We start from the raw sequence: 23,186 nt of genomic DNA, 5'->3' as shown, positions 1-23,186 counted from the left end.
CGGATAACGTCTGCAGTTGGCTGAGCCGACTGCGACAGGACTAAAATGGCTTTAAGAGGTACGCTATGAAGGACCGACCCGCACGCCAAAACGACAAATCCGAAGAGACAGATCAGGTCACTGAAACTCGTTTGGAATCGGCTGGTGAAGTTGTCGTGGAGCACCATGACAGCCCACCCCCAGGACCTCCGGACCAACAGATACATCCTCGCCGTCCCCTACCCTTGGTTCCCATCGCTCGCCCCGAACCGGAAGAGAGTAAGGGCAAAAATACTGATTCGGATAAAGGCACGAGTACCCGGTAGCGTTTTTCCATTCCCGTTCGATGTTGTTCAAGCTAGTGGTTGCTACACCCAGCCGCATGGTTGCGGCACTTGTACGTGACCTAATGAACGAGAATGAGTGAAGATAAAGTATCTGGCTTGCTTCCGGCAAGATTTTTAAAACGTGGAAGCTTGAAGTAATTCCCAAAATAGTCCTCTGTCAATTCGGGACTGGCACCGGAATAATCGTCCAATTACTGGACGTTGGGGGCGCCCCGGGATTCGCAAAGTGTAGAATACCCAAGAAAATATGCGACTGCGCCCTTCATCCAACGAGTGACAGAGGATAGATGATTTCGAGACGCGAGTTCATGGTTGGTTCAGTTGCTCTTGTGGTTTCATCGCGTGCCTCTGGAAGACTGGTGCAAGAACCTGAATCGATCCAGGTCAACGACATTCATTCCCAACTCAATTCCACCCGGGTGCTGCGAACTCTACAGCCACGTTCTCTGGAAGATGTGCAGAGCATAGTTCGTGCTGCCCGCAAAGATCGAAAGGCAATCTCAGTTGCGGGTGGGCGGCACGCGATGGGAGGGCAACAGTTTGGTACTGACACGTTGCTGATTGATATCCGGAAGCTGAGCCAGGTGCTCAATCTGGATTGCAAGCGTGGAATTATTGAAGTTGAAGCGGGGATTGAGTGGCCAGAACTGATTGACGGTTATCTCACCCTGCAAAATGGGGATGGCCAGCCTTGGGGAATTGCCCAGAAACAAACCGGTGCGGATCGCTTGACGCTGGCCGGTACAATTGCGGCGAATGCGCATGGCCGCGGTCTGAAAATGAAGCCCTTTATCAGCGACGTCGAATCCTTTGTTCTTGTAGACGCGACGGGGACTGCCCGCAGGTGTAGCCGAACGGAGAACCCTGACCTATTTCGGCTGGTTCACGGTGGATATGGCCTCTTTGGAGTTGTTACTTCAGTGCAATTGCGCCTGGCGCCGAGAAAGAAGGTCGAGCGCGTGGTGGAAATTCGGACCGTGGACGACCTGATTGTCGCGTTTGAGAAGCGCATTGCAGACGGATTTCTATATGGCGATTTCCAATTCTCCATCGAGCATGACTCGGAAGACTTTCTACACAAAGGTGTTTTCTCCTGCTATCGGCCAGTAGCCATGGAGACGCTAATACCCCCCACAGAGAAGCAACTGACCGATGAGAACTGGAGACAGCTTTTGTTTCTCGCTCACACAAATGAGAAAAAGGCATTCGAAAGATACGCAGATTACTATCTCTCGACGAATGGGCAGATATACTGGTCGGACACCCACCAGTTGAGTAGTTACCCCGACAATTACCATCGCGAAATCGACCGGAGGCTCCACGCTCCTTATCCTGCGACTGAGATGATCACTGAGATCAACGTCCCAAGGCCGATGCTGAAGGGCTTTCTCGATGAGGTGCGGGAAGACTTTCGCAAAAACAGGGTCGAGCTGATTTATGGCACTGTGCGGCTTATCGAGCGCGATGATGAAAGCTTTTTGCCCTGGGCGAAGCAGCCATATGCGTGCACGATCTTTAACCTACATACGGTTCACAGCCCCAAAGGGCTTCAGCGTTCGGAGGATGCCTTTCGAAGGCTCATCGACATGGCAGCACGCCGTGGAGGTACGTACTATCTGACCTATCACCGTTATGCCAGCCGGAAGGAGGTTGAAACCTGCTATCCACAATTCGCAGAATTCCTCCGGCTGAAAAAGAAGTACGACCCTGAGGAGCGTTTTCAAAGCGACTGGTACAGACACTACAGAACTATGTTCGCGGACAGCCTTTGACCCAGTTCACGGTTTTATAAGGCATCGCCCCCTGTGATTTATCCGGGTCCCATACGTCTAAAAAGCCAAGGATTGTTACAATTAGAGTTGCTGGCATGTCCTCATTACCTTTACCTATTGCTGCATTTTTGGCGGGGCTGATTTCGTTCCTCTCGCCGTGTGTTCTGCCGCTGGTTCCCGGGTATGTGTCGCTGATCTCGGGGGCCGGGATGGAAGAGCTGAAAGAAGGCACCCCGCAATTGCGGAAAGTGGTGATGCTGAATTCCATCATGTTCATTCTGGGGTTCAGCGTGATATTTATCTCTCTGGGAGCCGCCGCCGCCGGCGTGGGATCGCTCTTCGGAAGCCATCGCAGCCTCTTGTTGCGGATCGGCGGTGTGGTCATTATCCTGTTTGGCCTGCACCTGACCGGACTGGTTCCTATCAAGATGCTCTACGCCGATAAGCGCATGCACAGCCTGAAGGCCAACGCGTCCCTGGCCGGGGCCTTTTTGGTAGGACTGGCATTCGCCTTCGGATGGAGCCCATGCGTAGGACCGATCCTGAGTCTTATTCTGGGCCTGGCCGCCGTACAAGGGGGGGTGACGAAAAGCGTTTTCCTGCTGGGGCTCTACTCGCTGGGATTGGCCGTGCCCTTTCTGCTCACCACGGTTGCCATTGGACGTTTCTTCTCTTTTTATACCCGTATTCGCCAGCATCTGCACAAAATTGAAGTGGGCAGCGGCGTGATCATGATGGCACTGGGAGTGTTGATTGTTTCCGGGCATTTTTTAAAAATCAACGGTTGGTTGAATAAGCTCCCTTTCTTCCAGAACATCGTAGAAAAATTTTTATGAAGGCAGGGTCTTTTTGTGAAACGTAACGTCGTTGTTCTGTTCGTCATCATCTTTACGGTAGCGTTCATGGTCTACCTGGGCGCGCGACTTTCACGCAAAAATGTGCAGGTCAACGGCATTGTGCCGGAGCAGGCATCGGCTATGAAGGGCAACGTGGCGCCGGATTTTGAACTCAGCACCCTGGATGGCAAGCCCGTCAAGCTTTCTGGTTATCGTGGGAAAGCGGTACTGCTGAACTTTTGGGCGACCTGGTGTGGTCCGTGTAAGGTTGAGACCCCGTGGCTGGTCGATTTCTACAAACAATACCAGCCCCAGGGGCTGGAAATCGTTGGGGTCGCCATGGACGACGCCGGCAGTCAGGACGAGATCGCCAAGTTCGTCAAAGATATGAACATCAACTACACCATTGTGCAAGGCACGGAAAAAGTAGGCGATGCTTATGGAGGAGTTGATGGACTTCCTTCCAGTTTCTTCATTGACCGCAACGGCAAAATTGTAGACATGACGCTCGGGCTCAGAGGGCGTAGCGATTTGGAAGACGATATTAAGAAGGCCTTAGGGGCGCCGTTGCAGACAGCTTCTGCCAGCAATACTGTGGCAAAATAGATTGCTTTTGAATTTCAGCCTTATGAAACTAACCCGCTTCTTTTTGTGCCTGCTTTTGGTTTCTTTGCCGGTCTGCCAAACGCTGGCCGATGATTTATCCACCGGCCCGGCTTCTTCCAGTTCTGGCTACGTCTCTGCCCTGCCCGCGACCGAGATCACGGTGAGCGCCGGCAGACCGGGAACAGCAAAACTGAACTTCAGCGTCAAGAGCGGCTATCACATCAATTCCAACCATCCCAACTCTGACCTGCAGATTCCCACGAAGCTCAGGCTCGATCCACCGACAGATATCGGCATTGGAGAGGTCACCTATCCCCAGGGCACGGAGCTTAGCCTCACCTTTGCACCCAACCAGAAGTTCAGCGTATATACCGGTGAATTCAGCATTGTGGCCAGCGTGAGCGCGGTCCGCTCGGCCACGCCGGGAAATTATCGCGTCCACGGAGTCCTGAACTATCAGGCTTGCAGCGATCGCGCCTGCTATCCGCCAAAACAGTTGCCGGTGAGCTTTGATGTCAAAGTATTGCGCTCGCGGATTCCTTCCGACAAGCCCCGGGTGCGTAATCCGCCGCAGAGCCCGCATATTCATAATTGAGTCATCGGGTCATTGAGGAATTGGGTCATTGGGTTATTGGATCATTGGATCATCGGGTCATTGGGCCATTGAAAAGAAGAAAATTGGATAGTAGATTGCGCATTTATCCTGGGAGAAGGACATGAAAAAACTGGCATTGATTTTATTTGTGGCATCGGCCATCAGCGCTTTTGCTGCCGACAACGTGGTGAAAGGCTACCTGCTTGATTCTTCCTGTGCCGGCGAGCTTCAGAAGCACGCAAGGAGCGGCGCCGGGCACACCAAGGGATGTCTGCAGATGCCCGATTGTGTGAAGAGCGGCTATGGCGTGCTTACCGATGACCTGAAATTTATCAAGTTCGACAAAGCGGGGAACGAACAAGCCAGCAAGTTCATTGACGGTCTCACCAAGAACAAAGACATCAAGGTGACAGTAAGCGGCGAAGTGATCGGCGACACGATGACGGTCAGCAAGATTGAGCTGCAGTAGCAGATTCCTTCCGAATTGAGGCATGGAATCATCGGGTCATTGCCACATTGGGTAAAGGCGTTCAATCGTGTACGCAGGTCTTTAATTACCCAATCACCCGATGACTCAATGGATCAATGCCTCAATGCCTCTCCAGCGTGTCATACAGAGGTTGGGCCGGGCGCACTTTTTCACTCTCATTCGCCACAGTGACCGCCAGAATGCGGATCTTGTCGTTATCGGGCAGGGTGAGCGTCTTCGCATTAGCCTGAATTTCGATTGGATACGCAAATAAATACGAGTATGCGTAGGGCTCATCAGAGCCGTCGGCATTGTGGTGATGGGAAGCAAACCATGCCAGGGGCGCACGTTTGATGAACCCGGGCGTAAGGCCGGTGTAGTCGAGCACGGTCCTCATGCGTGGCGGTGTTCCAGGCGCCGGGGCAGGAGCGCCAGGCCTGGGCGGGACCGGCTCTTCGCGCTTGTTCCAGATGCGGTTATCCCACTGCCCGATGTAACCACCCCAATCTTGAATCGTAAGATCGACAGACTGGTCGCCAATGCGAAAAGCGGCTTTTTGATCGCCGTCTGCTGATGCGGCCAGCAGATACACACGGTTGAAGTTTCCATCGGGGAGCGTAATGGTCTGGCCTTTGGCAGTAACGGCGTTGGGCTTCGCCTCCCCGCCAGGAGCAAGGCTGAAGTGAATGCCATCGTAGCTGATTTCACTGGGCAGCATCTCAGCCGGCAAGGCACGGCCTTGAGAATCGAAGCCGATATCGGATTTCGTCTTCGTTTCGGGCACGGTGGCTACGGGACGGTCGTAAGCCAATGTGACCGGTTGCGATTGAGGAGCTGCGGCCTTTGCGGGCGGTGGGCTGAGCTTCACAGCGAAACTGTGCACTTCGTAGGGATTGAAGCTTACGAGCAATGCGCCTTTGCTTAGAGTAGCTTTGCCCAAGGGCATCTCCTGGCCGTTGACTTTGCGCGCGGCGGTGATTGGAGAAGCAAAGGAGATGTGAACCTTGGGCGCGGGTTTTCCATCGAGCTCAACCAGACGGACGATAAGCTCATCGCTCTGCTCGGCTTTTTTCAGCGCAAGGACGCGCACGCGGCTGTTATCGACCTTGAAGAGAGAAAAACTCTTTCCCAAAGCGCCCGGATGTTTTGAGCTCTCAAATGCAATCAGCGGCTGATTGAGGCGATAAGCCTGCCAGTCAGTCTGCGCCTGCTTCCAATCACCGGCATGGCCTGCAAGACCAAAGATGAAATCGTGATGTCCCCAATCCTGCGTGGTCTGGTCGCTGTAGCCCCTGCCGTTGCCTTCGCCCAACCCCGGAGTGTAGACCAGCGTGAGACGCAACGTGTTGTCGTCAGGTTTATCGGAGCCGTATTTGCAGTCGGAAAGCACGGTCACACCGTAAGCTCCGCCCTTGTCGGTAAGATCGAACCACTGGTGCGAAGCAACTTCAAATTTCTTTTCATCATTGTTGCCGCGCTGAATTGTACCGATATCCCAATTGTAGGTTGCCTGTGGATTCGAGGCCGTCAATGGGAATGTGGCTTTTAAGGCGGCTGCTTTTGCCTTCCAGTCGATGACATTGCCAAACTCCACGCGATTGCCGGCATCACCTGCCGCAAGACGGATGGACTGAACAAAGTTCGAGTCCTCAGCCTGGCGTGAGACTTCCACACTTACACGCGCGGGGCCGTTCTCGACGATTCGGACCTTCGGCGGTCCTGAGACGTAAGTGCGCGGCGGCTTCTGTTGGTCGGCCCAATCCATGTTCCAGGCCGGCCAGTCATGCGGATGTTCGGTTTGAAGAGCCAAACGCGCCGGAGCCGAAAGCAATTCTTTGTTGATACTCTTGTCGAAGATGCTGGCCACATCGCCGTTGTCATTAAGCTTCACGCGATAGCGAGCGTTTTCGAGCGACGATTCGGAAACCTTAAGAGGAGAATCTGCCGGAGGAGCAGAGTCCGCGGGCTGCACATCGTACACGGAGTATCCCACGGAAGGCGTTTTGGCAAGAAAGAGCACCTTAAGATCGCCGCTCAACTGCGCAGCAACCTCTTTGCCATCGGGGCCAAAGACGCGAACGGCTTTCGGCGTTCCATCCGGAAATGAGACCTCAGCTTCAACCAAGTCTTCGCGCTCAATGTTCAGCGGATTGTAGACGACAATCGGCGTGCCTTTGGTCTGTGTGTCCATGGCCGAGGCTACGGCTTCGGTAGCGCTGGTCAGCACATCGGCAAACTGGTTCATCGCGATAACGTCATCGTTCCAGGAAAATTCATAGGCTTTGGGAGTTGCGGTTCCAGCCATGATGTCGTGGAATTGCCCGCCCATCACCAGAGTCCAGGCATTGTTCAGACGTTCGAGCGGATAAGGACGAGCACCCAGCCAGGAAGCTGCGAGCGAAGCTTTTTCGGCCGCATCGGCCAGCAGCTCGTTCTTGCGGTTCCAGCGCTTACGGTAAGCCTGAGAGGAGAGCGAACCAGCAGAGTGATTGGTTAACTCAAGTTCACCTTTGTAACGCGGCAGCTTTGCAGTTTGCTCCGGACGTATGTCGAGAAACATCTGATCGGCATTCGAGGAGATGATATTGACCGGGCCATCGCCCACCTTGACCGGAGGGCCGGACTGTGCGGAAGCTGCCTGCTGCGGCTGGCCAGGCATGCGCGGTCGGGGCAGCACGGCTTCACTCTTGGTCAAAATTGCTTCCAGCAGGTTTACCGCAGGCTCACGCGGCGAGCCGCCGATATCGCCGGTCCCGTAGTAGTGGTAGTCGGTGAAAAGGCCGCTGACTTCTCCATTGTGCTGAACTCGGCGAGCCCAGTCTCCCTGGTATCTTGCCAACTCCAACTGCTGCGGCGTTATGGAGGAATTGGGCGGCGGATTTATGGAAGGCGCAGGCGGAAGCGGCTTGCTGAGATCGGTGGTTATATCCGCGCTGTAGCTGCCGGGATTAAAGCCGGCCAACACGCTCTTTCCGTCGGGGCCCTCCCAAATGCCAACGTCGAAAGGAGTGCCTACCGGCGTTTTTTCCGGTGAATCAGGACCGCCGACCGGAGCCGATGATCCCCAGGTTAGTTTTTGCGTGGAAAAACCTTTGATGCCGGCGTGAGCGAGAATGCTGGGCAAAGATGCCGGAAATCCGAAACAATCGGGCAGCATGTATTCTGCGCTGGCCTTGCCGAAGTCGCGGCGAAAATACTGGTTGCCATAAAGGACGTGACGCAAAATCGACTCCGCCGATGGGGAGTTGACGTCGCCCTCTTCCATCGAAGAGCCCGCCGGGAACCAGCGGCCCGCGGCCACATATTGCTTAAGCTTTTCGTAGTCGGCGGGATAATACTCCTTCATCAGGCGATAGCGGTTGGCGCCGCTGAAATTGAAGATGTAATGCGGATACTTCTCAAAGAGATCGAAGTTGTCGTGCAAAGTCCTGGGCAGATATTCCCGGATGACCTGCGGATATTCCCATCGCCATTGGGTATCGAGATGGGCGTAGCCAACGACGTAGAGGGTTGGCTGTTTGGTCAGGTCGGGGGCTGATGATTTTTCGCTTTGGGCTTTTTTGGTTTGGGCTTTTTCTGTTTGGCCCTGGGCTACGCCCAACATCATTAGGAATACCAACAGCAGTAAAGGCAAACGGTTCTGGTTTTGCACCATAAATGTCTCCTGTTCTTGACGCTTCGCTGATCTCTAGGGCTCACAATCTTTTCGCTGCCACTCCGCGGAGCGGCAAAAAACACAGCCGAGGACGCTGTGCCACACGTTTATTTCAAAGCAAAATCTCCGATTACCCGGATAGGTTCAGTTGCTCGGCCAGATAGGCCAATACGGAACCTGCATCGGCGAGACGGCTCAGCCCTTCGCGAAACTCCTCATCCATCAACTTTCGCGCGAGCCGGGAAAATACCTGCATGTGCCGGGTGTTGGCTTCGCTCTCGCGAAATGCCAGCAGGATTACCATTTGCACCGGTTCGCCATCTGGGGAATCCCACGCGACGGGTTTTTTCAATTTCATGATGCCGAGAGACCCGGCCATGACGGCATCGGTCTTGCAATGGGGAACGGCAAAGCTGTGTCCCACTGCGGTGGAATACACCGCTTCACGCGCCCATATGGCTTCTTCCATGGCGTCGGGATCCGCCGTTCTGCCCGCGACATACAGCGCATTGGCGAGTTCCCGGACCGCCTCTTCTTTATTTGCGCTTTCGCTGTCAAAGATGACCAGCTCCCGATCCAGAAGCGGTGGAGTTGATTGCACGGTCGGTTCACGCACCAGCAACTTTTCCACTCCTGCAGTTTCCCGGCAGATAAGGACACGTAAGAGAAGTTCTTTGCAGTTTTTGCCGGAGAGGCGGGAGACTCTCTCCTTAAGTGTTGGAATTTCCGAAGCGGTCACGCTGATCTCATCGAGCCCTAAGGCCAGCAGCAGAGGCAGATGACGAATGTCGCTGGCCATTTCACCGCACATTCCTATCCACTTGCCGTGCTTATGGACCTGCTCAACGATGTGCTTGAGAAAACGGATAAAACCCGGGTGCCTGACATCGGAAAGGCGGGCGACCTTGGGGTTATCGCGGTCGACGGCCAGGAAATATTGCGCCAGATCGTTGGTGCCGATGCTGAAGAAATCGAGTTCCTGGCAGAGCTGATCGAGGATGAAGGCCACGGAAGGCACCTCAATCATGATGCCGATCTGCATGGCGGGATCAAAGGCAATGCTCCGGCCCTTGAGTTCCTCCTGGACGTGGGCCAGGTGGGCCTTGATCCATAACACTTCCTCAAGAGAGGAGATCATAGGCACCATCATCCGTACAGGGCCGAAGGCCGAGGCCCGCAGGATGGCGCGAAATTGAGTGCGGACCAGCTCCTCATGTTCAGCGTAGATGCGGACCCCACGATAGCCGAGGAAGGGATTGGCCTCCTGTGCTAAGCCCAGATGCGGCACGGGCTTGTCGCCGCCAATATCAATGGTGCGAATGATTACGGGCCTGCCACTCGCTGCGCGCACGGATTGCGAGTAAGCCTCGAACTGCTCCTGCTCTGAAGGCAAGCTCGCGCGCTCCACAAAGAGCATCTCAGTGCGGAACAAACCAATGCCGTCGGCGCCCTTCTCGAATGCGGAGACGACTTCCGCGCTGGAGGAAACATTGGCCCCAATCTCGAGTGCCTGGCCATCGCTGGTGACCGCCGGGCGCAGTGCATAGCGAGACAACGCATCCCGGCGGCGGTGCTGCATTGCCAATTCGTGCTCATAAAAGCGGTCTACCTGCGCGGTAGGTTGCCGAAGAACGACGCCGCGAGTGGCATCCACGATGACCTCTTCGCCTGAGGTCAGCACAAGAGACGCATCTTTTACACCCACCACCGCGGGTATTCCCAGGGCGCGCGCAAGAATGACAACGTGCGAGGTCAGACCGGCCCTCTCAAGCACCAGAGCTTTCAGACAGGTGCGGTCGAGCGCAAGCAACTGCTGCGGCCCCAGAGTCTCGGCCACAACAATCGAAGGGCCTTGCAACAGTACGGAGGATGGCTGGAATTGAGCGCCATAGATCTCTTCCAATAACTGGGAGCAGACTTCTTGCATATCAATGGCCCGCTCACGAATGTAGAGACTTTCTGAGCGGCGAAGCATCTCGATGAAGAACTTGCCGGCTTCGACGATTGCCTGGCCGGCTGACCGGCCATCAGCGATGATCCCGGTCATCTTATTTTTGAGTGAAATATCACCGGCAATAGCCAGGTGCGCCTTAAGGATCGCGGCTTCCGTGGATACAGGTTGCCGCAGCAGCAGCGCTTCGATCCGGGCACGGACGGCGGCGATGGCCTTCTCTATCTTCTCCTGCTCATGAGGAAGATCTGAGGGCTGGTTCACGTCAGGCGCGAAGCTATCAGGAAGGACGCTGCTGCCAAGCGAAACCACTTTGCCTTGCGCGATTCCTTGACTCACTCCCACTCCAAAATGACAACTGGCTTCCATCTGCCGCAACGATCGCGGCAGCGCCCTGCCATGTCCATTGGTCAGGAATTCCGCTGGGGTCTCGTCGAGCGAAGGCAGGTCCTTTTCAATGAATTGGCGCAGAGTGGCGTAGACCACCTCATCGTCGGCACCGCTGACGCGTACACGGCATTCATCCCCCTGCCGGACGTCGGCTGAGATAATCGCCAGCACGCTCTTTGCATTCGCGAGCAAACCGTTGCGCAAATTTGTAAGAGCAGAGTCGGAAGCATACTTGTTCGCCAGATCGGCCAGATGGCTTGCCGGCCGGGCATGAAGTCCACTCGGCAAGGTGCAAGTAAATGTGAACTCCAGCGACCTGGAAACATCGGGGGGCATAAGCAAACTTAGCTGTCCTTTGTCGTTATTCTTTTATCCATTTTCGTTATTCTTTTATTCTGGCAAAAACACCGCGCGGATTCTTGATGGCCTCCTGCACGGGGACCTGGATGATCTTTACCTTGTTGAATCGTTCGCGCTTTTCCACTTCTATATCAACCGCAAAGATGGCGACTTGCGCCTGTCGTATGTCACTCTCTGACAGCTCGTTTTCGATGCCCATCGCACCCTGGGTTTCCACTTTGATCTGGTGGCCCAGGGCCTTGGCGGCCTTCTCTAACTGTTCGGCGGCCATGTAGGTATGTGCAATACCTGTAGGGCACGCGGTTACAGCAACGATCTTCATACAGTTTCCTCAGCTTGTGCGGGTTTGCTTTTGGTGAAAGACTTCAAAATGTTGATCGAAATTGCGGTCACGGCCGTTCCGGCAAGGATGGCCAGAACATAGGCCCAGCGGTGAATTACAACGGGAAGAACAATCGGCCCACCGTGCGGCGTCTGGTCCCCGACTCCATTCAGGATGGCGATGACCGCAGCCACCATGGAGCCGAGCATGAGGCAGGGAATTACCCGCAGCGGATCGGAAGCGGCAAATGGGATGGCGCCCTCGGTGATGCCGATCAGACCCATGGTCAACCCGGCGATGCCGGCTTCCTGCTCCTCCTGACTCCATAGCTTTCTTCGCAGCAGGGTCGCCAACCCCATGCCCAAGGGCGGCGTGCAGATAGCCGCAGCACACGCACCCATGATGCTGAAGTCTCCCTCGCGGATCATGGCTGCTCCGAAGAAGAAGGCGGTCTTGTTCACCGGTCCACCCATGTCAAAGGCAATCATCGCTCCCAGAATCATTCCCAGAATTACGCTGCTGCCCGTGCTCAGGGATTTGAGCATTGCGCTGGCGGCGCTCATGAGATGAGCGATAGGCACGCCGAGAACCTTCAGCATGATGACGCCGATGATGGTTGCCGAAACAATGGGAATGACGAGGATGGGCATCACCGGCCGGATATATTTGGGAACAGGGATGCGTTTAATGAGATCCACCACGTAGCCGGCCAACAGTCCCGCTAGCATCGCTCCCAGAAAACCGGCGTTAACCTGGCCGGAAAGATATCCGCCGATGAAACCCGCGACCAGGCCGGGCTTGCCGGCGATCGAATAAGCAATGTAGCCAGCCAACACCGGTAACATCAGACTGAAGGAGGCTGAGCCAATGTCATTAATCAGCTTCAAAGTCGGTAACTGAGAAAAATCGGGCCCCTTCGGCGTCATGTGCCCGGAGGCGACGGCGAAGGTGGTGGCGATGGCGATCAACATACCGCCGCAGGCGATAAAGGGAATGGCGAACGAGACTCCAGTCAGCAAGTGCTGCCGCAGCTTCCTCAGCTTCTCAATCATGAGTTCCTCGTTGAATCGTTAATTTAAGGGCTTCGCAACGGAACATTTCGGAAAAAACTCGCATTCACGATTTCTGGGGTAAAGTCCTGCGGTGCGATAGTATGCGCGATCAGGGCAGAGAGGGAAAGAGTAGACAGGAAACATTTGTTGTACTAACGTAACATTTCGTCAAGCTGGCCCCTATGACGCCCCAAGACCTGTCTACTCGAACCATCAGCCGCGAACTGGAAGATTTTCTTCGCGGCACGCGAATGCGCCGCGTGCATTTCGCCGAAGGCAGCATTGCTCCGCCGGTGCTGGCTTATGTTACGCACTTCCCCCGGCTCTCCATTCCGCTCGAAGGATGCCACAAAATGGAGATCGCCCACAACGGGCGAACCGAAATTATCAAGCCGGTGCGCGGCCATGCCGCGTTCGTGCCCGGTAATACCTGGAACAAGCCCGATTGGTCGAGCCCGGTGAAGGTGCTTACATTCCTTTTTGGGACAAAGCAGATCGGCATCAGTCTGGTGAACCACAAGGGGAAAAGCAATATGCCCGCGACCGCGCTGAAAACCAGCGTCCACGGCGCCTATGACGCTCTGACCCACAGTCTGCTGGCCGCACTGATGGCGTTTGCCGCCGACCAATCGAAGGGGCCCATGGCGTTGCTGCTGACGGAATCGCTGCTGCATTCCTGCCTGCGGCTGCTTAAAACTCCGCAGATGCATCCACCGCGCAAAGCGATTCGCACCTATGAAACCCTCTGCCTCTACGTCCAGGAGAATTTTCAAACCCCTATTACGCGAGAGAGCGTTGCCCGACACTTTGGCCTGGCGGCGAACCATGTATCGCGGGTCTTCAGAAGGGAAGGACTGATGCGATTCAACGATTACCTGAATCTGGTGCGAATCAATCGGGCAAAGTTTATGCTGCGAAACTATAACATCACCCTCAAAGAGGTGGCGGCGAATTGCGGATACAACGACATTGCCTATTTCTGCAGGATCTTTAAACGCATCTGCAAGGCCACGCCGACACAGTATCGTATAGAGATTGGGTCATTGAAGAATTGATTCATCGGATCATTGCACCTGCATATTTTCATCAATGCTCAAACTGGAGGCAGCTTCAGGATTGGGCGGGCCGGAATAGGTGGCTGTGATGCGGAAGCTGTTGTCGGTAAAGCTGACAGAGTAGGTGTAGGGGCCACGGTGGTTCTGGAAGACGGTCAGATCACCCGAGGCGTGCAAATCTTCGAGCGACGCGTAATGGTTTTCGCGCGCAAAAAATGCTCGCTCGGCCTGGGCCATGTGCAGCAGATCCATCTTGACTCCGGTGATATCTATCACCGCTCGTGGATTGCCGGTTCCCATGGAAGAGCTTTTCGTCTGCTGGGTGTAGATATACGCTCCCACTACCAGAACGATGAGCAATCCAATCAATCCTAATGAGCGTCCCATAAAGCCCTCCTGAATTCCTGAATTATGGCAGAAATCGGGGGAATTGAGTAATCGGGTAATTGCAAAACTAAGTCATCAATTCCTGAATCACTCTCTTGCCCTGTTCTTAATCCAGATCGGCGTCCCTATAAAACCAAAGCTCTTGCGAATCTGGTTTTCCAGAAAACGCTGATACGAAAAGTGCAGCTTAACATCGCGATCGGTGAACAGAATGAACGTCGGTGGGGCCACGGCAGCCTGGGTCATGTAGAGAATGCGTACGCGACGCGAGCTGGGAACCGAGGCGCGTTCGAAGTCTACGTGCTTCAAAAACCGGTTCATCTCGCCGGTGGTGATGCGTTTGCGCCGTTCGGCGGCAACTTTTTCGAGGGTGGAAAAGATTTTGTCTGTCCCAGAGCCTTCAGTGGCGGAGACAAACAAAATAGGAGCATAGCTCAGAAATTTGAGCACATCTCGCGACTGCTGCTCGAAGACATCGCGGTCGGCGGGGGGACGTCCATCTGTGCGTTTGGTTGTCAGCAGGTCCCATTTGTTGACGACAACAATTAAAGACCTGCCGCTCTCATGAGCATAGCCGGCAATGGTGGCGTCGGTTGCGGTCACGCCTTCGGCGGCATCCACCACCATAAGAGCGACATCCGCCGCTTCGAGATGTTTGCGCGCCATCACTACCGAGAGCTTTTCTGCCATCAACTTGGTCTTGCCCTTGCGACGAATGCCAGCGGTATCTATAAAACGGAAACGTTGGCCGTCGCGCTCTACGAGTTCATCTACTGCGTCGCGTGTAGTGCCGGGAATGGGTGAGACAATCGCGCGTGAGCTTCCCGTAAGCCGGTTGAGCAGAGTTGATTTCCCCACATTCGGCCGGCCAATGATGGCAACGTTGGTCTCGCGCGGGTCTTTGTTCTGTAGTTCAGGGTTCTGTAGTTCAGGGTCCCCTAATTCAGGGCTCTCGGGCTCTGATTCCTCATCCTTTGGTTCTTGATCCAGCACAGGCGGGGACGCCTGTGCCACACGAGTATCCGCCTGTACCTGTTTCGGCAGGGATTCCAAAACTGCATCCAACAGGTCGTCAAGTCCTACTCCATGCTCGGCAGAAACCGGAAACAAGTTCTTGATCCCCAGGCGGCGGAAGTTTTCTGCGGCGGGCTGCATCTTGGGGGTATCAATTTTGTTGACGGCAAGAAACAGGTTGGTTCCCGAGCGCAGCAACATGCGCGCCAGATCTATATCAGGCGCCGCCAGTTCGCTGCGGCCATCCACGACCAGAACCACCGCCTGTGCCTCTTCCAGCGCCGTCTTTGCCTGCTTAAGAATTTCAGAGGGAATCAATTCGTGATCGTCAGGAATGATGCCGCCGGTATCAATCACTCGCAGCCTGAAGCCGCGCCACTCGGTCTCGCCATAGAGGCGGTCGCGGGTGATGCCGGGCTCATCGCCAACGATGGCTCGGCGCGAGCCGATGATCCGGTTAAATAATGTGGATTTGCCTACGTTGGGCCGGCCAACAATGGCGAGGGTGGGAATACCGGGTTGCTGCAAATTGTAGTCAGGTTTTTTCAGAAAAAAAGCCTCGGGGCTCCGATTGCGATGCTGCGCAAGCAAAGAAGCTCTATTATAAGGGTGAGTGCGAAGCGAGCGCCGGAACCGCGCGAGCGAAGCGCGAGGGCGCAGCAGCAGATCCCGCAAAAGCGGAGCTGCGTTGCGGAGCCCTTAGATACTAAGATTCGGACCAGATTTATTTTGTCGGCTACGCCTCAATCCGCTCAAGCACCTTCTGCCGACCACTCAGCGGCAAAAACCGGGTACGAAGTTTCTCTGCACCAGTTTTTTGCCCCAGGAGGCTTGCTGGCCAGGACGCATCCGGCATACGAATTCCGCCGCGGACAGTTGCAGATGGCGCAGGCTGTAGAAGAAGCTTTGCGAGAAAAACGCCATCTGCTGGTTGAGGCGGGGACGGGGACGGGCAAGACGCTAGCCTATCTGGTTCCGGTGATCCGCTCCGGCAAGCGCGTGATTATTTCCACCGGAACAAAGAATTTGCAGGAGCAATTATTTTTTAAGGACGTTCCGTTTTTAGAGAAGCACTTCCCCGGTCTGCGGGTCTCCTATATGAAGGGCCGCAATAATTATCTTTGCCGGCAGAAGCTTTACGACCTGAATGAGCAGCCCGTCCTGAATGGACTGGAAGAGATCAACCAGTTTCGCGCGATTGCAAATTGGGAGAAGACAACCCTGAACGGCGACCGCGCCGAGATTGCCGACCTGCCGGAAAACAGCGCGCTCTGGCACAAACTCGATGCCCGCGCCGAAGCTTGTACCGGCTCCAAATGCCGCCAGTTCGACCGCTGTTTTATCACAGAGATGCACCGGCGAGCGATTGAAAGCAACATCATCATCGTAAACCATCATCTTTTTTTTGCTGATCTCGCCATCAAGCTCATGACCGAAGACGCGCCCGATGCCGGCATTTTGCCCGAGTATGGCTCGGTGATCTTTGATGAGGCGCACGAGCTGGAAGATGTGGCCGGCAGTTATTTTGGGATCACCGTCAGCAACCTGCGCTTCAACGATCTGGTGCGCGATGTTGAAACCACGCTTAAATTAAAGGGAGGGTTCCCGCCCGGGGTGCATTCTGCCACGCGCAGTCTGTTCGAGCGCGCACAGTTTTTCTTTTCACTCATACCGCAGGGCGAGGGCCGGTTCGCTTTTCAAAACCGGCGCGAATTCCTGGAAGAACATGGGGCTGAATACAACGGACTGCTGAAGACGCTCGAACGGTTGCAGGCTGAGCTCGAGCTTATCCCGGAAAAACCTGAAGAGGTTTTCAACTTCTCCCGGCGCACGCAGGAGTTGCGCATGCAGCTTGCGTTTCTTCTCGAATCCACCGACCGCAATACCGTCTTCTGGATCGAGCGTCGCGGAGGCGATGCGCCCGGCAGGCGTACGTCTGGGGGCGGAAGCAGAAATGTTTTTCTGCAGGCCACGCCGATTGACGTCTCGCAAATTTTGCGTGAACACCTGTTTTCTGGCCTGGAAACTGCCGTGCTCACCTCGGCGACCCTGGCGGTCAGCAATGGCTTTGACTATATCCGCAAGCGCCTGGGGCTGGAAAATGCGCGTGAAGTAGTTGTCCCTTCGCACTTTGATTATGCTTCGCAGGCGATTTTGTACACGCCTCCGGATTTGCCCGATCCGCGGACGGCGCAGTTTGTTCCGCGGGCGGCAGACTGCATCCGGCGCATGCTGGAAATTTCTCGCGGACGCGCTTTTTGTTTGTTCACCAGCTATGCCCAGATGCATCAGATTCACGACCGCCTGCTGGGAGAGCTCGATTTCCCTATGCTGATACAAGGTCGAGCGCCGCGCAACGCGCTGCTGGAAGAATTTCGCATGACACCAAATGCGGTCCTGTTCGCGACCTCATCTTTCTGGCAGGGAGTGGATGTGCAAGGAGAGCAACTGAGCTGCGTCATCATTGACCGGCTGCCGTTTGCCGTGCCCAACGATCCAGTGGTGGCGGCGCGTATTCGCGCGATTGATGCCGACGGTGGGAACGCCTTCTTCGACTACCAGGTACCCGCCGCCGTCATTTCGCTGAAGCAGGGATTCGGAAGGTTGATTCGTTCGCTGAAGGACCGCGGCGCGCTCGCGCTGCTGGATAATCGCATCACGAAGAAAGCCTATGGCAAGGTTTTTCTGGAGAGCCTGCCGAATTATCGCAAGACGAGTGACATCGGCGAGGTAGAAGCTTTCTTTCAAAACATGAACGAGCGCTGAGAGAGCTTTAGCCGTCTGAAATCGGCAGATGTATTTCGAGGATTAATCCACCTGTAGGACAATTCTTGGCCTGGATGCTGCCTCCATGCAGCTTTACCGCGCGCTCTGCGATGGTAAGACCCAGACCGACCCCTCCGGTTTGCCGTTCGCGGGAGGCATCCAGCCGGTAAAAGGGACGAAACAGGTTTTGCAGCTCGGCTTCCGGGACTCCCGGGCCGTGATCGCGAACCCGAATTACGACTTCAAGCGGAGGCGTGGAGTGGGTGCGCTCCGCGCTGACTTCCACCGTGCTCCCTTCGGCCGTGTAGCGAATGGCATTGCGCATGACGTTTTCGAGCGCACTGCGCAAGAGCTCGAAGTTGGCAGCGATGTTGTAATCGCGCGGCGCGTTGTACTGGATAGAGCAGTTGCGCATTTTGGCTTCGATCTCAACATCGGCAAGGATGGTATGCATCAGCTCCGTCAGGCTTACCGGGGACTTCGGCGGGGGCTCAGTCGCCGATTCCAGACGGGAGAGCGTCAAAAGGCGCTCAATCATCTCATTCAGGCGTTCAGTTTCTTTCTCCATGCGGTCGAGTGCAACCTGATTGCCGTTGTCGTTTTGGCGTGCCAGACCCAATGCCAGCACCAGCCGGGTCAGCGGAGACCGCAGCTCGTGTGAGATGTCGCGAATCAGGCGCTGTTGCGCTCCGATCAGGATTTCGAGGCGTTCAGCCATGTGATTGAAGTCGCCCACAAGTTGGCCGACTTCGTCTCCGCGCTTTCCCGTTTTGGCTGCGGCGCGGGCGCTGAGGTCTCCTTGTGCGATCTGCTGCGCCGCCGTACGCAGACGTGTAATAGGCGCCGTAAGATAACGTGCCAGCACGAAGCAAACCAGGCCCGAGATGGGAACCGCAATCATGAGGCGCTGGAGCGCAGCCCAGGTCCAGAGACGAATCTGGGGTGGGGGCAACATAACCACGAAACGATAAGCATCACCCTCCGCAGTAACAATGCGCTTGGCGGCAACTCGCGGCCGGTCGGCGGTTATGAATTCGACGCTCCCGGTCTGGGAAACACGATTGGCCGCCTCTTTAGCTTCTTTGGGTACCCCATTCGGAGGCTGACCACAAAGAGGGTTGCCGCTGTCATCGAGAAAATAGCTTTGCAGATGCGTGGTCTGCTCCAGGCTCTTCTGTTGCTGGCGCAGGCCTTCACAGCCCTGACTTTCATACGCTTGGGCAAAGGTGTAGGCATTGACCGTGGTTACACCGGTAAACATGTTGCGCCAGGATTCGTGTACCTCGGCCGAGCGCCGGGTTTCAGCGGTGAGCGCCAGAATTGTAATGATGAGAATCGTGCTTATCCAAAAGGAAAGGAAGATTTTGAAAAACAAGCTGCGCATGGTTTATCTTTCAGCAACCTTTTGCTCAGCCGCGGGCAAAGCATAAAGATAGCCGGCGCCACGAACCGTCTTGATGCGTTCGCCTCCGCTGACCATTTCGCCCAGTTTCTTGCGCAACTTGCTGATATGCACGTCAATACTGCGGTCAAATAAGTTCAGGTTCCGGCCAAGCACCTTCTGCGCCAACTCCTCGCGGGAGACGATTTTACCCGCCGAGCGCAGCAAGGCCTCCAGAAGGCTGAATTCCACCGAGGTAAGCTCAACCGCTTCGCCATTCCGGGTGGCCGCGCGCGAACCGAGATCGAGTTCAACGTCTCCGACCGACAGGCGCTCTCCTGACTCGGGAGAGCCTTTGCCATTCTGCGGACGGCGCAAAATTGCCCGCACGCGCGCCAGCAGTTCGCGAGGATTAAATGGCTTGGGGAGATAATCATCAGCGCCAATTTCAAGACCTACAATGCGATCAACGTCGTCACCGCGTGCGGTCAACAGCAGGACGCGTAAATCAGACGAGGTGCGCAGTTGCCGCAGCAGATCGAATCCATTCATGCCTGGCAGCATTACATCCAAAAGCAAAAGATCATGATCGCCGGAAAGAGCACGCTGCAAACCGCGCTCGCCGTTGTGGACAGCCTCTACGCTGAAACCTTCCGGGCGCAGGTATTCAGCAATCATGCTGCACAGCTCTACATCGTCATCAATAATGAGGACTCGTTCCATATGCTCTCTATATAGTTTAGTTCTACTGTAGCCAGAAGTCAGTCTGCGTAAATATTTGCAAAAATTTCTTTACACTTCTTTACACGGTCTCGCCCCTTCTTAACCATAGAGCGCTCGTGGCAAACGTCTTACTAAGTGAGCAGGAAAATTGGTGAGGGCAGAGCGGTTTTTTGGCCGCGGAGTTTTGGTGACCAAGTAGCCCTGCAGAAAAAAGGAGTCAATGAAAGTTATGAGTAAGAAACGTGTGATTATTATTTCCGTCATTCTGGTGGCGCTGCTCTTGACCGCAGCGGTCGCGCAAAATGTCGTGAAACATGAGCGCTATAAGAACGCGGCCATGATGTTCCCCTTTGGAGGCCATGCGGTCCAGTTCCTGACCGATTACCTGGACCTCAGCGATCAGCAGCGGACTGCGATCAAATCCATCCTGGAGCAGGAACGTACGCAAATGCAGCCGCTCTTGAGCAATGCAAGGCAACTGCATCAGCAGGTGGAAGCCCAGGCGCTTTCCGATAACTTCGATGCTAACCAGGTACGGGCCACGCTTGAGCAAAACAAAGAGAATCTCATCAACCTGGCTGTGGCAGCAGCCCGCACACAGAATGAGATCTACAAAGTCCTGACTCCGGAGCAGCGTACCAAGCTGGCAACGCTCCGCGAACGCCATCAAGAACACATGAAGAGATGGATGGACGAGCACAAGGAGCAGGAAAACAAAAACAACTAAGAGTTTTTCTCCCCGAAAGCACGAAGGGCGGGATTGCTGCTTGGGTCCCGCCCTTTGTGTTTATTCGCTCTTTTATGCCACCGGAGCTTTTGCGCGACGCTCTCGCTTTTCGGCACTGCTGCCGGCACGGTTGACCTTAAAGATCATCTTGCGCTCTTTACGATCGGCATCCACGAGCACGTGGTCGCCGTGCAGCACTTCGCCATCCAGAATCTTGAGCGCCAGCGGATCTTGAATCAGGCGCTGGATGGCCCGCTTCAGCGGACGCGCTCCATAGGTCGGATCATAACCTTCGCTGAAGAGCAGTTCGCGGGCGGCGTCAGTGAGTTCAATCGTCACCTTGCGGTCCGAAAGCAAGCGGCGCAGATCGTTCAGGCGTAGCTCCACAATGTGCGTAAGCTGCTCTTTCCCCAGCGGATTGAAGACAATAATGTCATCCACGCGGTTCAGGAACTCAGGCTTGAAGTGGGAGCGCAGTGCATCCATCACTTTTTCAGTGGCTTCGTAAAAATCCTCACGGTTGTCGGGCCGCACGGCTGCCAGATAGGTAGCGCCGAGGTTCGAGGTCATGATGATGACCGTGTTCTTGAAATCCACGGTTCGGCCCTGGCCGTCGGTCAGGCGGCCGTCATCCAGAATCTGCAGCAGCACATTGAAGACATCGGGATGCGCCTTTTCAATTTCATCGAACAGGACTACCGAATAAGGCCGGCGGCGCACCTGCTCGGTGAGCTGTCCACCTTCGTCGTAGCCGACGTAGCCGGGAGGCGCTCCGATCAGCCGCGAAACCGCGTGCTTTTCCATGTACTCGGACATATCAATGCGCACCAGTGCGTGTTCGTCATCGAAGAGAAATTCAGCCAACGCACGCGCCAGTTCGGTTTTTCCCACACCCGTTGGTCCCAGGAAAATAAACGAGCCGATAGGACGGTTGGGATCGCTCAGCCCCGCACGTGATCGGCGGACGGCATTGGCCACGCGCTCTAAAGCTGAATCCTGGCCGAGCACACGCTCGCGCAGACGGTTCTCCATCGCTACCAGCTTTTTTACTTCGCCCTCCAGCATCTTGGAAACAGGAATCCCCGTCCACTTGGAAACGATGCGGGCAATATCCTCTTCATCCACTTCTTCTTTCAACATGCGGGAGCGACGGGTGTTGCCATCCGTTTCGGCATTCAATTTGGCCAGTTCGGCCTCGGCCTGGCGCAACAGACCGTAACGGATCTCGGCCACGCGCTGCAGATTACCCTTGCGTTCTTCTGCCTGCTCTTCGAGCTTGAGCTGCTCGATGCGCTCCTTGAGCTGGCGCACTTTGGTGATCGCCGCCTTCTCCTCCAGCCAGCGGGCCTTGAGAGCATTGGCCTGTTCACGCACACCGGCCAGCTCTTTCTCAACCACGGCCAGACGTTCGCGCGAGTTGGGATCGTCTTCTTTCTTCAGGGCCTGCTTTTCGATTTCAAGCTGCGTGGCGCGGCGCTCAAGCTGATCAATTTCCGTTGGCATGGAATCAATCTGTATGCGCAACGATGCAGCCGCCTCGTCTACCAGATCAATGGCTTTATCGGGCAGGAAGCGATCGGTAATGTAACGGTGCGAGAGTGTGGCTGCGGCGACAATCGCGGAATCCTTAATGCGGACTCCGTGATGCACCTCGTAGCGCTCTTTCAATCCCCGCAGGATTGCGATGGTATCTTCGACGTTGGGCTCACCTACATATACAACCTGGAAGCGGCGTTCGAGCGCAGCATCTTTCTCGATGTATTTGCGGTATTCATTGAGCGTAGTCGCACCGATGGCGCGCAGCTCACCCCGGGCGAGCGGCGGCTTCAGCATATTGCTGGCGTCAATTGCGCCTTCGGCAGCGCCTGCGCCTACCAGCGTGTGCAGTTCGTCAATAAACAGGATGACCTGCCCTTGAGATTCCTCAATTTCTTTCAGCACGGCCTTGAGACGGTCTTCAAACTCGCCGCGGTACTTTGCTCCTGCGAGCATAGAGCCCAAATCGAGGGCGACGATACGCTTGGAGCGCAAAACCTCAGGCACGTCGCCGGAGATGATGCGCTGCGCCAATCCTTCTACGATGGCGGTCTTTCCTACTCCGGGTTCACCGATCAGCACGGGATTATTTTTTGTGCGGCGGGAGAGCACTTGGACAACACGGCGGACCTCTTCATCGCGTCCGATCACGGGATCGAGCTTGCCGCGGCGCGCCAGGTCGGTGAGATCACGAGCATAGCGCTGCAGGGCCTGGTACTTCGCCTCGGGGTTCTGGTCGGTAACCTTCTGACTGCCGCGCACCGTGGTCAGCGCCTTCAAAATCGAGTCGCGGGTCGCTCCCTGGGAGGCCAACAATTTGGCTGCTTCATCTTTTCCATCGGCGATGGCCAGCAGCAGATGCTCGGTAGAGACAAACTCATCTTTAAAACGTTCGGCTTCTTTGAAGGCGTTTTCCAACACCTTCGAGGCGTTAGCCGAGAGATTCGCCTGGGTAGCGCCTCCGCCCGACACTTTGGGCAAGCGTTCGATAAGAGCACGCGCATTCGCCTGAACGGCGGTTGAGCTCGCGCCGATCTTTTCCAGCACGGGCGGAACGATGCCTTCAGTATCTTCCACCAACGCCAGCAGCAAGTGCGCCGGTTGCAGTTCAGGGTTGCCGTGTTCGGAGGCAAGATCGTTGGCGCGCTGTACTGCTTCCTGCGCCTTCAATGTCAATTTGTCCCAACGAATAGCCATAATCCCTCCTTACTCTCAAACATCAACTATGAAATTAGAACTCACAGTTCTTCTAACAAGAAATCA

At 55.4% G+C, this 23,186-nt stretch carries 17 protein-coding genes; 8 read left to right on the top strand and 9 right to left on the bottom strand.

Annotation, left to right across the window (positions count from 1 at the left end; translation table 11 throughout):
- Window positions 1–634 precede the first annotated feature (634 nt).
- From VK738_13425 to VK738_13405, 5 genes are all read left to right on the top strand, one after another.
- Complete coding sequence (locus tag VK738_13425; protein ID HTD23652.1) at window positions 635–2,098, top strand: FAD-binding oxidoreductase; 1,464 nt, start codon at window positions 635–637, stop codon at window positions 2,096–2,098.
- A gap of 95 nt (window positions 2,099–2,193) precedes the next feature.
- Complete coding sequence (locus tag VK738_13420) at window positions 2,194–2,934, top strand: cytochrome c biogenesis protein CcdA (GenBank protein ID HTD23651.1); 741 nt, start codon at window positions 2,194–2,196, stop codon at window positions 2,932–2,934.
- Window positions 2,935–2,949: 15 nt separating this feature from the next.
- Window positions 2,950–3,540: a TlpA disulfide reductase family protein gene (locus tag VK738_13415; GenBank protein HTD23650.1), complete on the top strand. Its 591-nt coding sequence runs from the start codon at window positions 2,950–2,952 to the stop codon at window positions 3,538–3,540.
- A gap of 22 nt (window positions 3,541–3,562) precedes the next feature.
- Window positions 3,563–4,135, top strand: a complete 573-nt coding sequence (locus tag VK738_13410; GenBank protein ID HTD23649.1) for a protein-disulfide reductase DsbD domain-containing protein — start codon at window positions 3,563–3,565, stop codon at window positions 4,133–4,135.
- A 121-nt stretch (window positions 4,136–4,256) separates the two neighbouring features.
- Window positions 4,257–4,604, top strand: coding sequence for a hypothetical protein (locus tag VK738_13405; protein HTD23648.1), 348 nt, complete (start codon window positions 4,257–4,259; stop codon window positions 4,602–4,604).
- A 121-nt stretch (window positions 4,605–4,725) separates the two neighbouring features.
- Here the strand turns inward: VK738_13405 and VK738_13400 are convergent, their stop codons facing one another.
- The 4 genes from VK738_13400 to VK738_13385 all read right to left on the bottom strand — a co-directional run bounded on the left by VK738_13400 (window position 4,726) and on the right by VK738_13385 (window position 12,334).
- Window positions 4,726–8,259, bottom strand: a complete 3,534-nt coding sequence (locus VK738_13400) for a glycoside hydrolase family 38 C-terminal domain-containing protein (protein HTD23647.1) — start codon at window positions 8,257–8,259, stop codon at window positions 4,726–4,728.
- Window positions 8,260–8,389: 130 nt separating this feature from the next.
- On the bottom strand, window positions 8,390–10,936 hold the full coding sequence (gene ptsP, locus VK738_13395; protein HTD23646.1) for a phosphoenolpyruvate--protein phosphotransferase: 2,547 nt from the start codon (window positions 10,934–10,936) through the stop codon (window positions 8,390–8,392).
- Window positions 10,937–10,982: 46 nt separating this feature from the next.
- Window positions 10,983–11,282 (bottom strand): PTS fructose transporter subunit IIB, encoded by a 300-nt coding sequence (locus VK738_13390; GenBank protein HTD23645.1) that lies wholly within the window; start codon window positions 11,280–11,282, stop codon window positions 10,983–10,985.
- Complete coding sequence (locus tag VK738_13385; protein ID HTD23644.1) at window positions 11,279–12,334, bottom strand: PTS fructose transporter subunit IIC; 1,056 nt, start codon at window positions 12,332–12,334, stop codon at window positions 11,279–11,281. The genes VK738_13390 and VK738_13385 overlap by 4 nt, the downstream gene beginning before the upstream one ends.
- Window positions 12,335–12,516: 182 nt before the next feature.
- Here VK738_13385 and VK738_13380 point away from each other — a divergent pair, with 182 nt between their 5' ends.
- Complete coding sequence (locus tag VK738_13380; GenBank protein HTD23643.1) at window positions 12,517–13,389, top strand: helix-turn-helix transcriptional regulator; 873 nt, start codon at window positions 12,517–12,519, stop codon at window positions 13,387–13,389.
- Between the two features lie 9 nt (window positions 13,390–13,398).
- On the opposite strand, the gene VK738_13375 is transcribed toward VK738_13380, so the two are convergent.
- A complete protein-coding gene (locus tag VK738_13375) occupies window positions 13,399–13,776 on the bottom strand; it encodes a hypothetical protein (GenBank protein ID HTD23642.1) in 378 nt (125 codons plus the stop codon).
- 87 nt (window positions 13,777–13,863) lie between these two features.
- Window positions 13,864–15,381 carry a ribosome biogenesis GTPase Der gene (der, locus tag VK738_13370; GenBank protein ID HTD23641.1) on the bottom strand — a complete coding sequence of 506 codons (1,518 nt, stop codon included), beginning with the start codon at window positions 15,379–15,381 and terminating at the stop codon, window positions 13,864–13,866.
- Between the two features lie 138 nt (window positions 15,382–15,519).
- On the opposite strand from der, the gene VK738_13365 reads away from it, so the two are divergent.
- Complete coding sequence (locus VK738_13365; GenBank protein HTD23640.1) at window positions 15,520–17,556, top strand: helicase C-terminal domain-containing protein; 2,037 nt, start codon at window positions 15,520–15,522, stop codon at window positions 17,554–17,556.
- A gap of 7 nt (window positions 17,557–17,563) precedes the next feature.
- Here the strand turns inward: VK738_13365 and VK738_13360 are convergent, their stop codons facing one another.
- Together VK738_13360 and VK738_13355 are read right to left on the bottom strand one after the other, a co-directional pair.
- Window positions 17,564–18,940 (bottom strand): ATP-binding protein, encoded by a 1,377-nt coding sequence (locus VK738_13360; GenBank protein ID HTD23639.1) that lies wholly within the window; start codon window positions 18,938–18,940, stop codon window positions 17,564–17,566.
- A 3-nt stretch (window positions 18,941–18,943) separates the two neighbouring features.
- The gene (locus tag VK738_13355; protein ID HTD23638.1) at window positions 18,944–19,660 is read right to left on the bottom strand and encodes a response regulator transcription factor; all 717 of its coding nucleotides are present in this window, start codon (window positions 19,658–19,660) and stop codon (window positions 18,944–18,946) included.
- Between the two features lie 229 nt (window positions 19,661–19,889).
- Between VK738_13355 and VK738_13350 the strand changes: the two genes are divergently transcribed.
- On the top strand, window positions 19,890–20,387 hold the full coding sequence (locus VK738_13350; GenBank protein ID HTD23637.1) for a Spy/CpxP family protein refolding chaperone: 498 nt from the start codon (window positions 19,890–19,892) through the stop codon (window positions 20,385–20,387).
- Window positions 20,388–20,459: 72 nt separating this feature from the next.
- Here the strand turns inward: VK738_13350 and clpB are convergent, their stop codons facing one another.
- The gene (clpB, locus tag VK738_13345; protein ID HTD23636.1) at window positions 20,460–23,120 is read right to left on the bottom strand and encodes an ATP-dependent chaperone ClpB; all 2,661 of its coding nucleotides are present in this window, start codon (window positions 23,118–23,120) and stop codon (window positions 20,460–20,462) included.
- Window positions 23,121–23,186 lie beyond the last annotated feature (66 nt).

The sequence above is a fragment of the Terriglobales bacterium genome (genome assembly GCA_035487355.1).
Lineage (GTDB): Bacteria > Acidobacteriota > Terriglobia > Terriglobales > Acidobacteriaceae > QIAW01.
Note: the sequence above shows the minus strand (reverse complement) of the source record. Positions and strands in the feature narration are given on the sequence as shown.

Excerpts from the sequence above, each read along its gene's own strand:
- VK738_13380 (HTD23643.1), top strand. The coding sequence starts at position 12,517 with ATGACGCCCCAAGACCTGTCTACTCGAACCATCAGCCGCGAACTGGAA.
- VK738_13375 (HTD23642.1), bottom strand. The coding sequence starts at position 13,776 with ATGGGACGCTCATTAGGATTGATTGGATTGCTCATCGTTCTGGTAGTG.
- VK738_13350 (HTD23637.1), top strand. The coding sequence starts at position 19,890 with ATGAGTAAGAAACGTGTGATTATTATTTCCGTCATTCTGGTGGCGCTG.
- clpB (HTD23636.1), bottom strand. The coding sequence starts at position 23,120 with ATGGCTATTCGTTGGGACAAATTGACATTGAAGGCGCAGGAAGCAGTA.
- ptsP (HTD23646.1), bottom strand. The coding sequence starts at position 10,936 with ATGCCCCCCGATGTTTCCAGGTCGCTGGAGTTCACATTTACTTGCACC.
- VK738_13385 (HTD23644.1), bottom strand. The coding sequence starts at position 12,334 with ATGATTGAGAAGCTGAGGAAGCTGCGGCAGCACTTGCTGACTGGAGTC.
- VK738_13360 (HTD23639.1), bottom strand. The coding sequence starts at position 18,940 with ATGCGCAGCTTGTTTTTCAAAATCTTCCTTTCCTTTTGGATAAGCACG.
- VK738_13410 (HTD23649.1), top strand. The coding sequence starts at position 3,563 with ATGAAACTAACCCGCTTCTTTTTGTGCCTGCTTTTGGTTTCTTTGCCG.
- VK738_13400 (HTD23647.1), bottom strand. The coding sequence starts at position 8,259 with ATGGTGCAAAACCAGAACCGTTTGCCTTTACTGCTGTTGGTATTCCTA.
- VK738_13420 (HTD23651.1), top strand. The coding sequence starts at position 2,194 with ATGTCCTCATTACCTTTACCTATTGCTGCATTTTTGGCGGGGCTGATT.
- VK738_13405 (HTD23648.1), top strand. The coding sequence starts at position 4,257 with ATGAAAAAACTGGCATTGATTTTATTTGTGGCATCGGCCATCAGCGCT.
- VK738_13355 (HTD23638.1), bottom strand. The coding sequence starts at position 19,660 with ATGGAACGAGTCCTCATTATTGATGACGATGTAGAGCTGTGCAGCATG.
- VK738_13425 (HTD23652.1), top strand. The coding sequence starts at position 635 with ATGGTTGGTTCAGTTGCTCTTGTGGTTTCATCGCGTGCCTCTGGAAGA.
- VK738_13390 (HTD23645.1), bottom strand. The coding sequence starts at position 11,282 with ATGAAGATCGTTGCTGTAACCGCGTGCCCTACAGGTATTGCACATACC.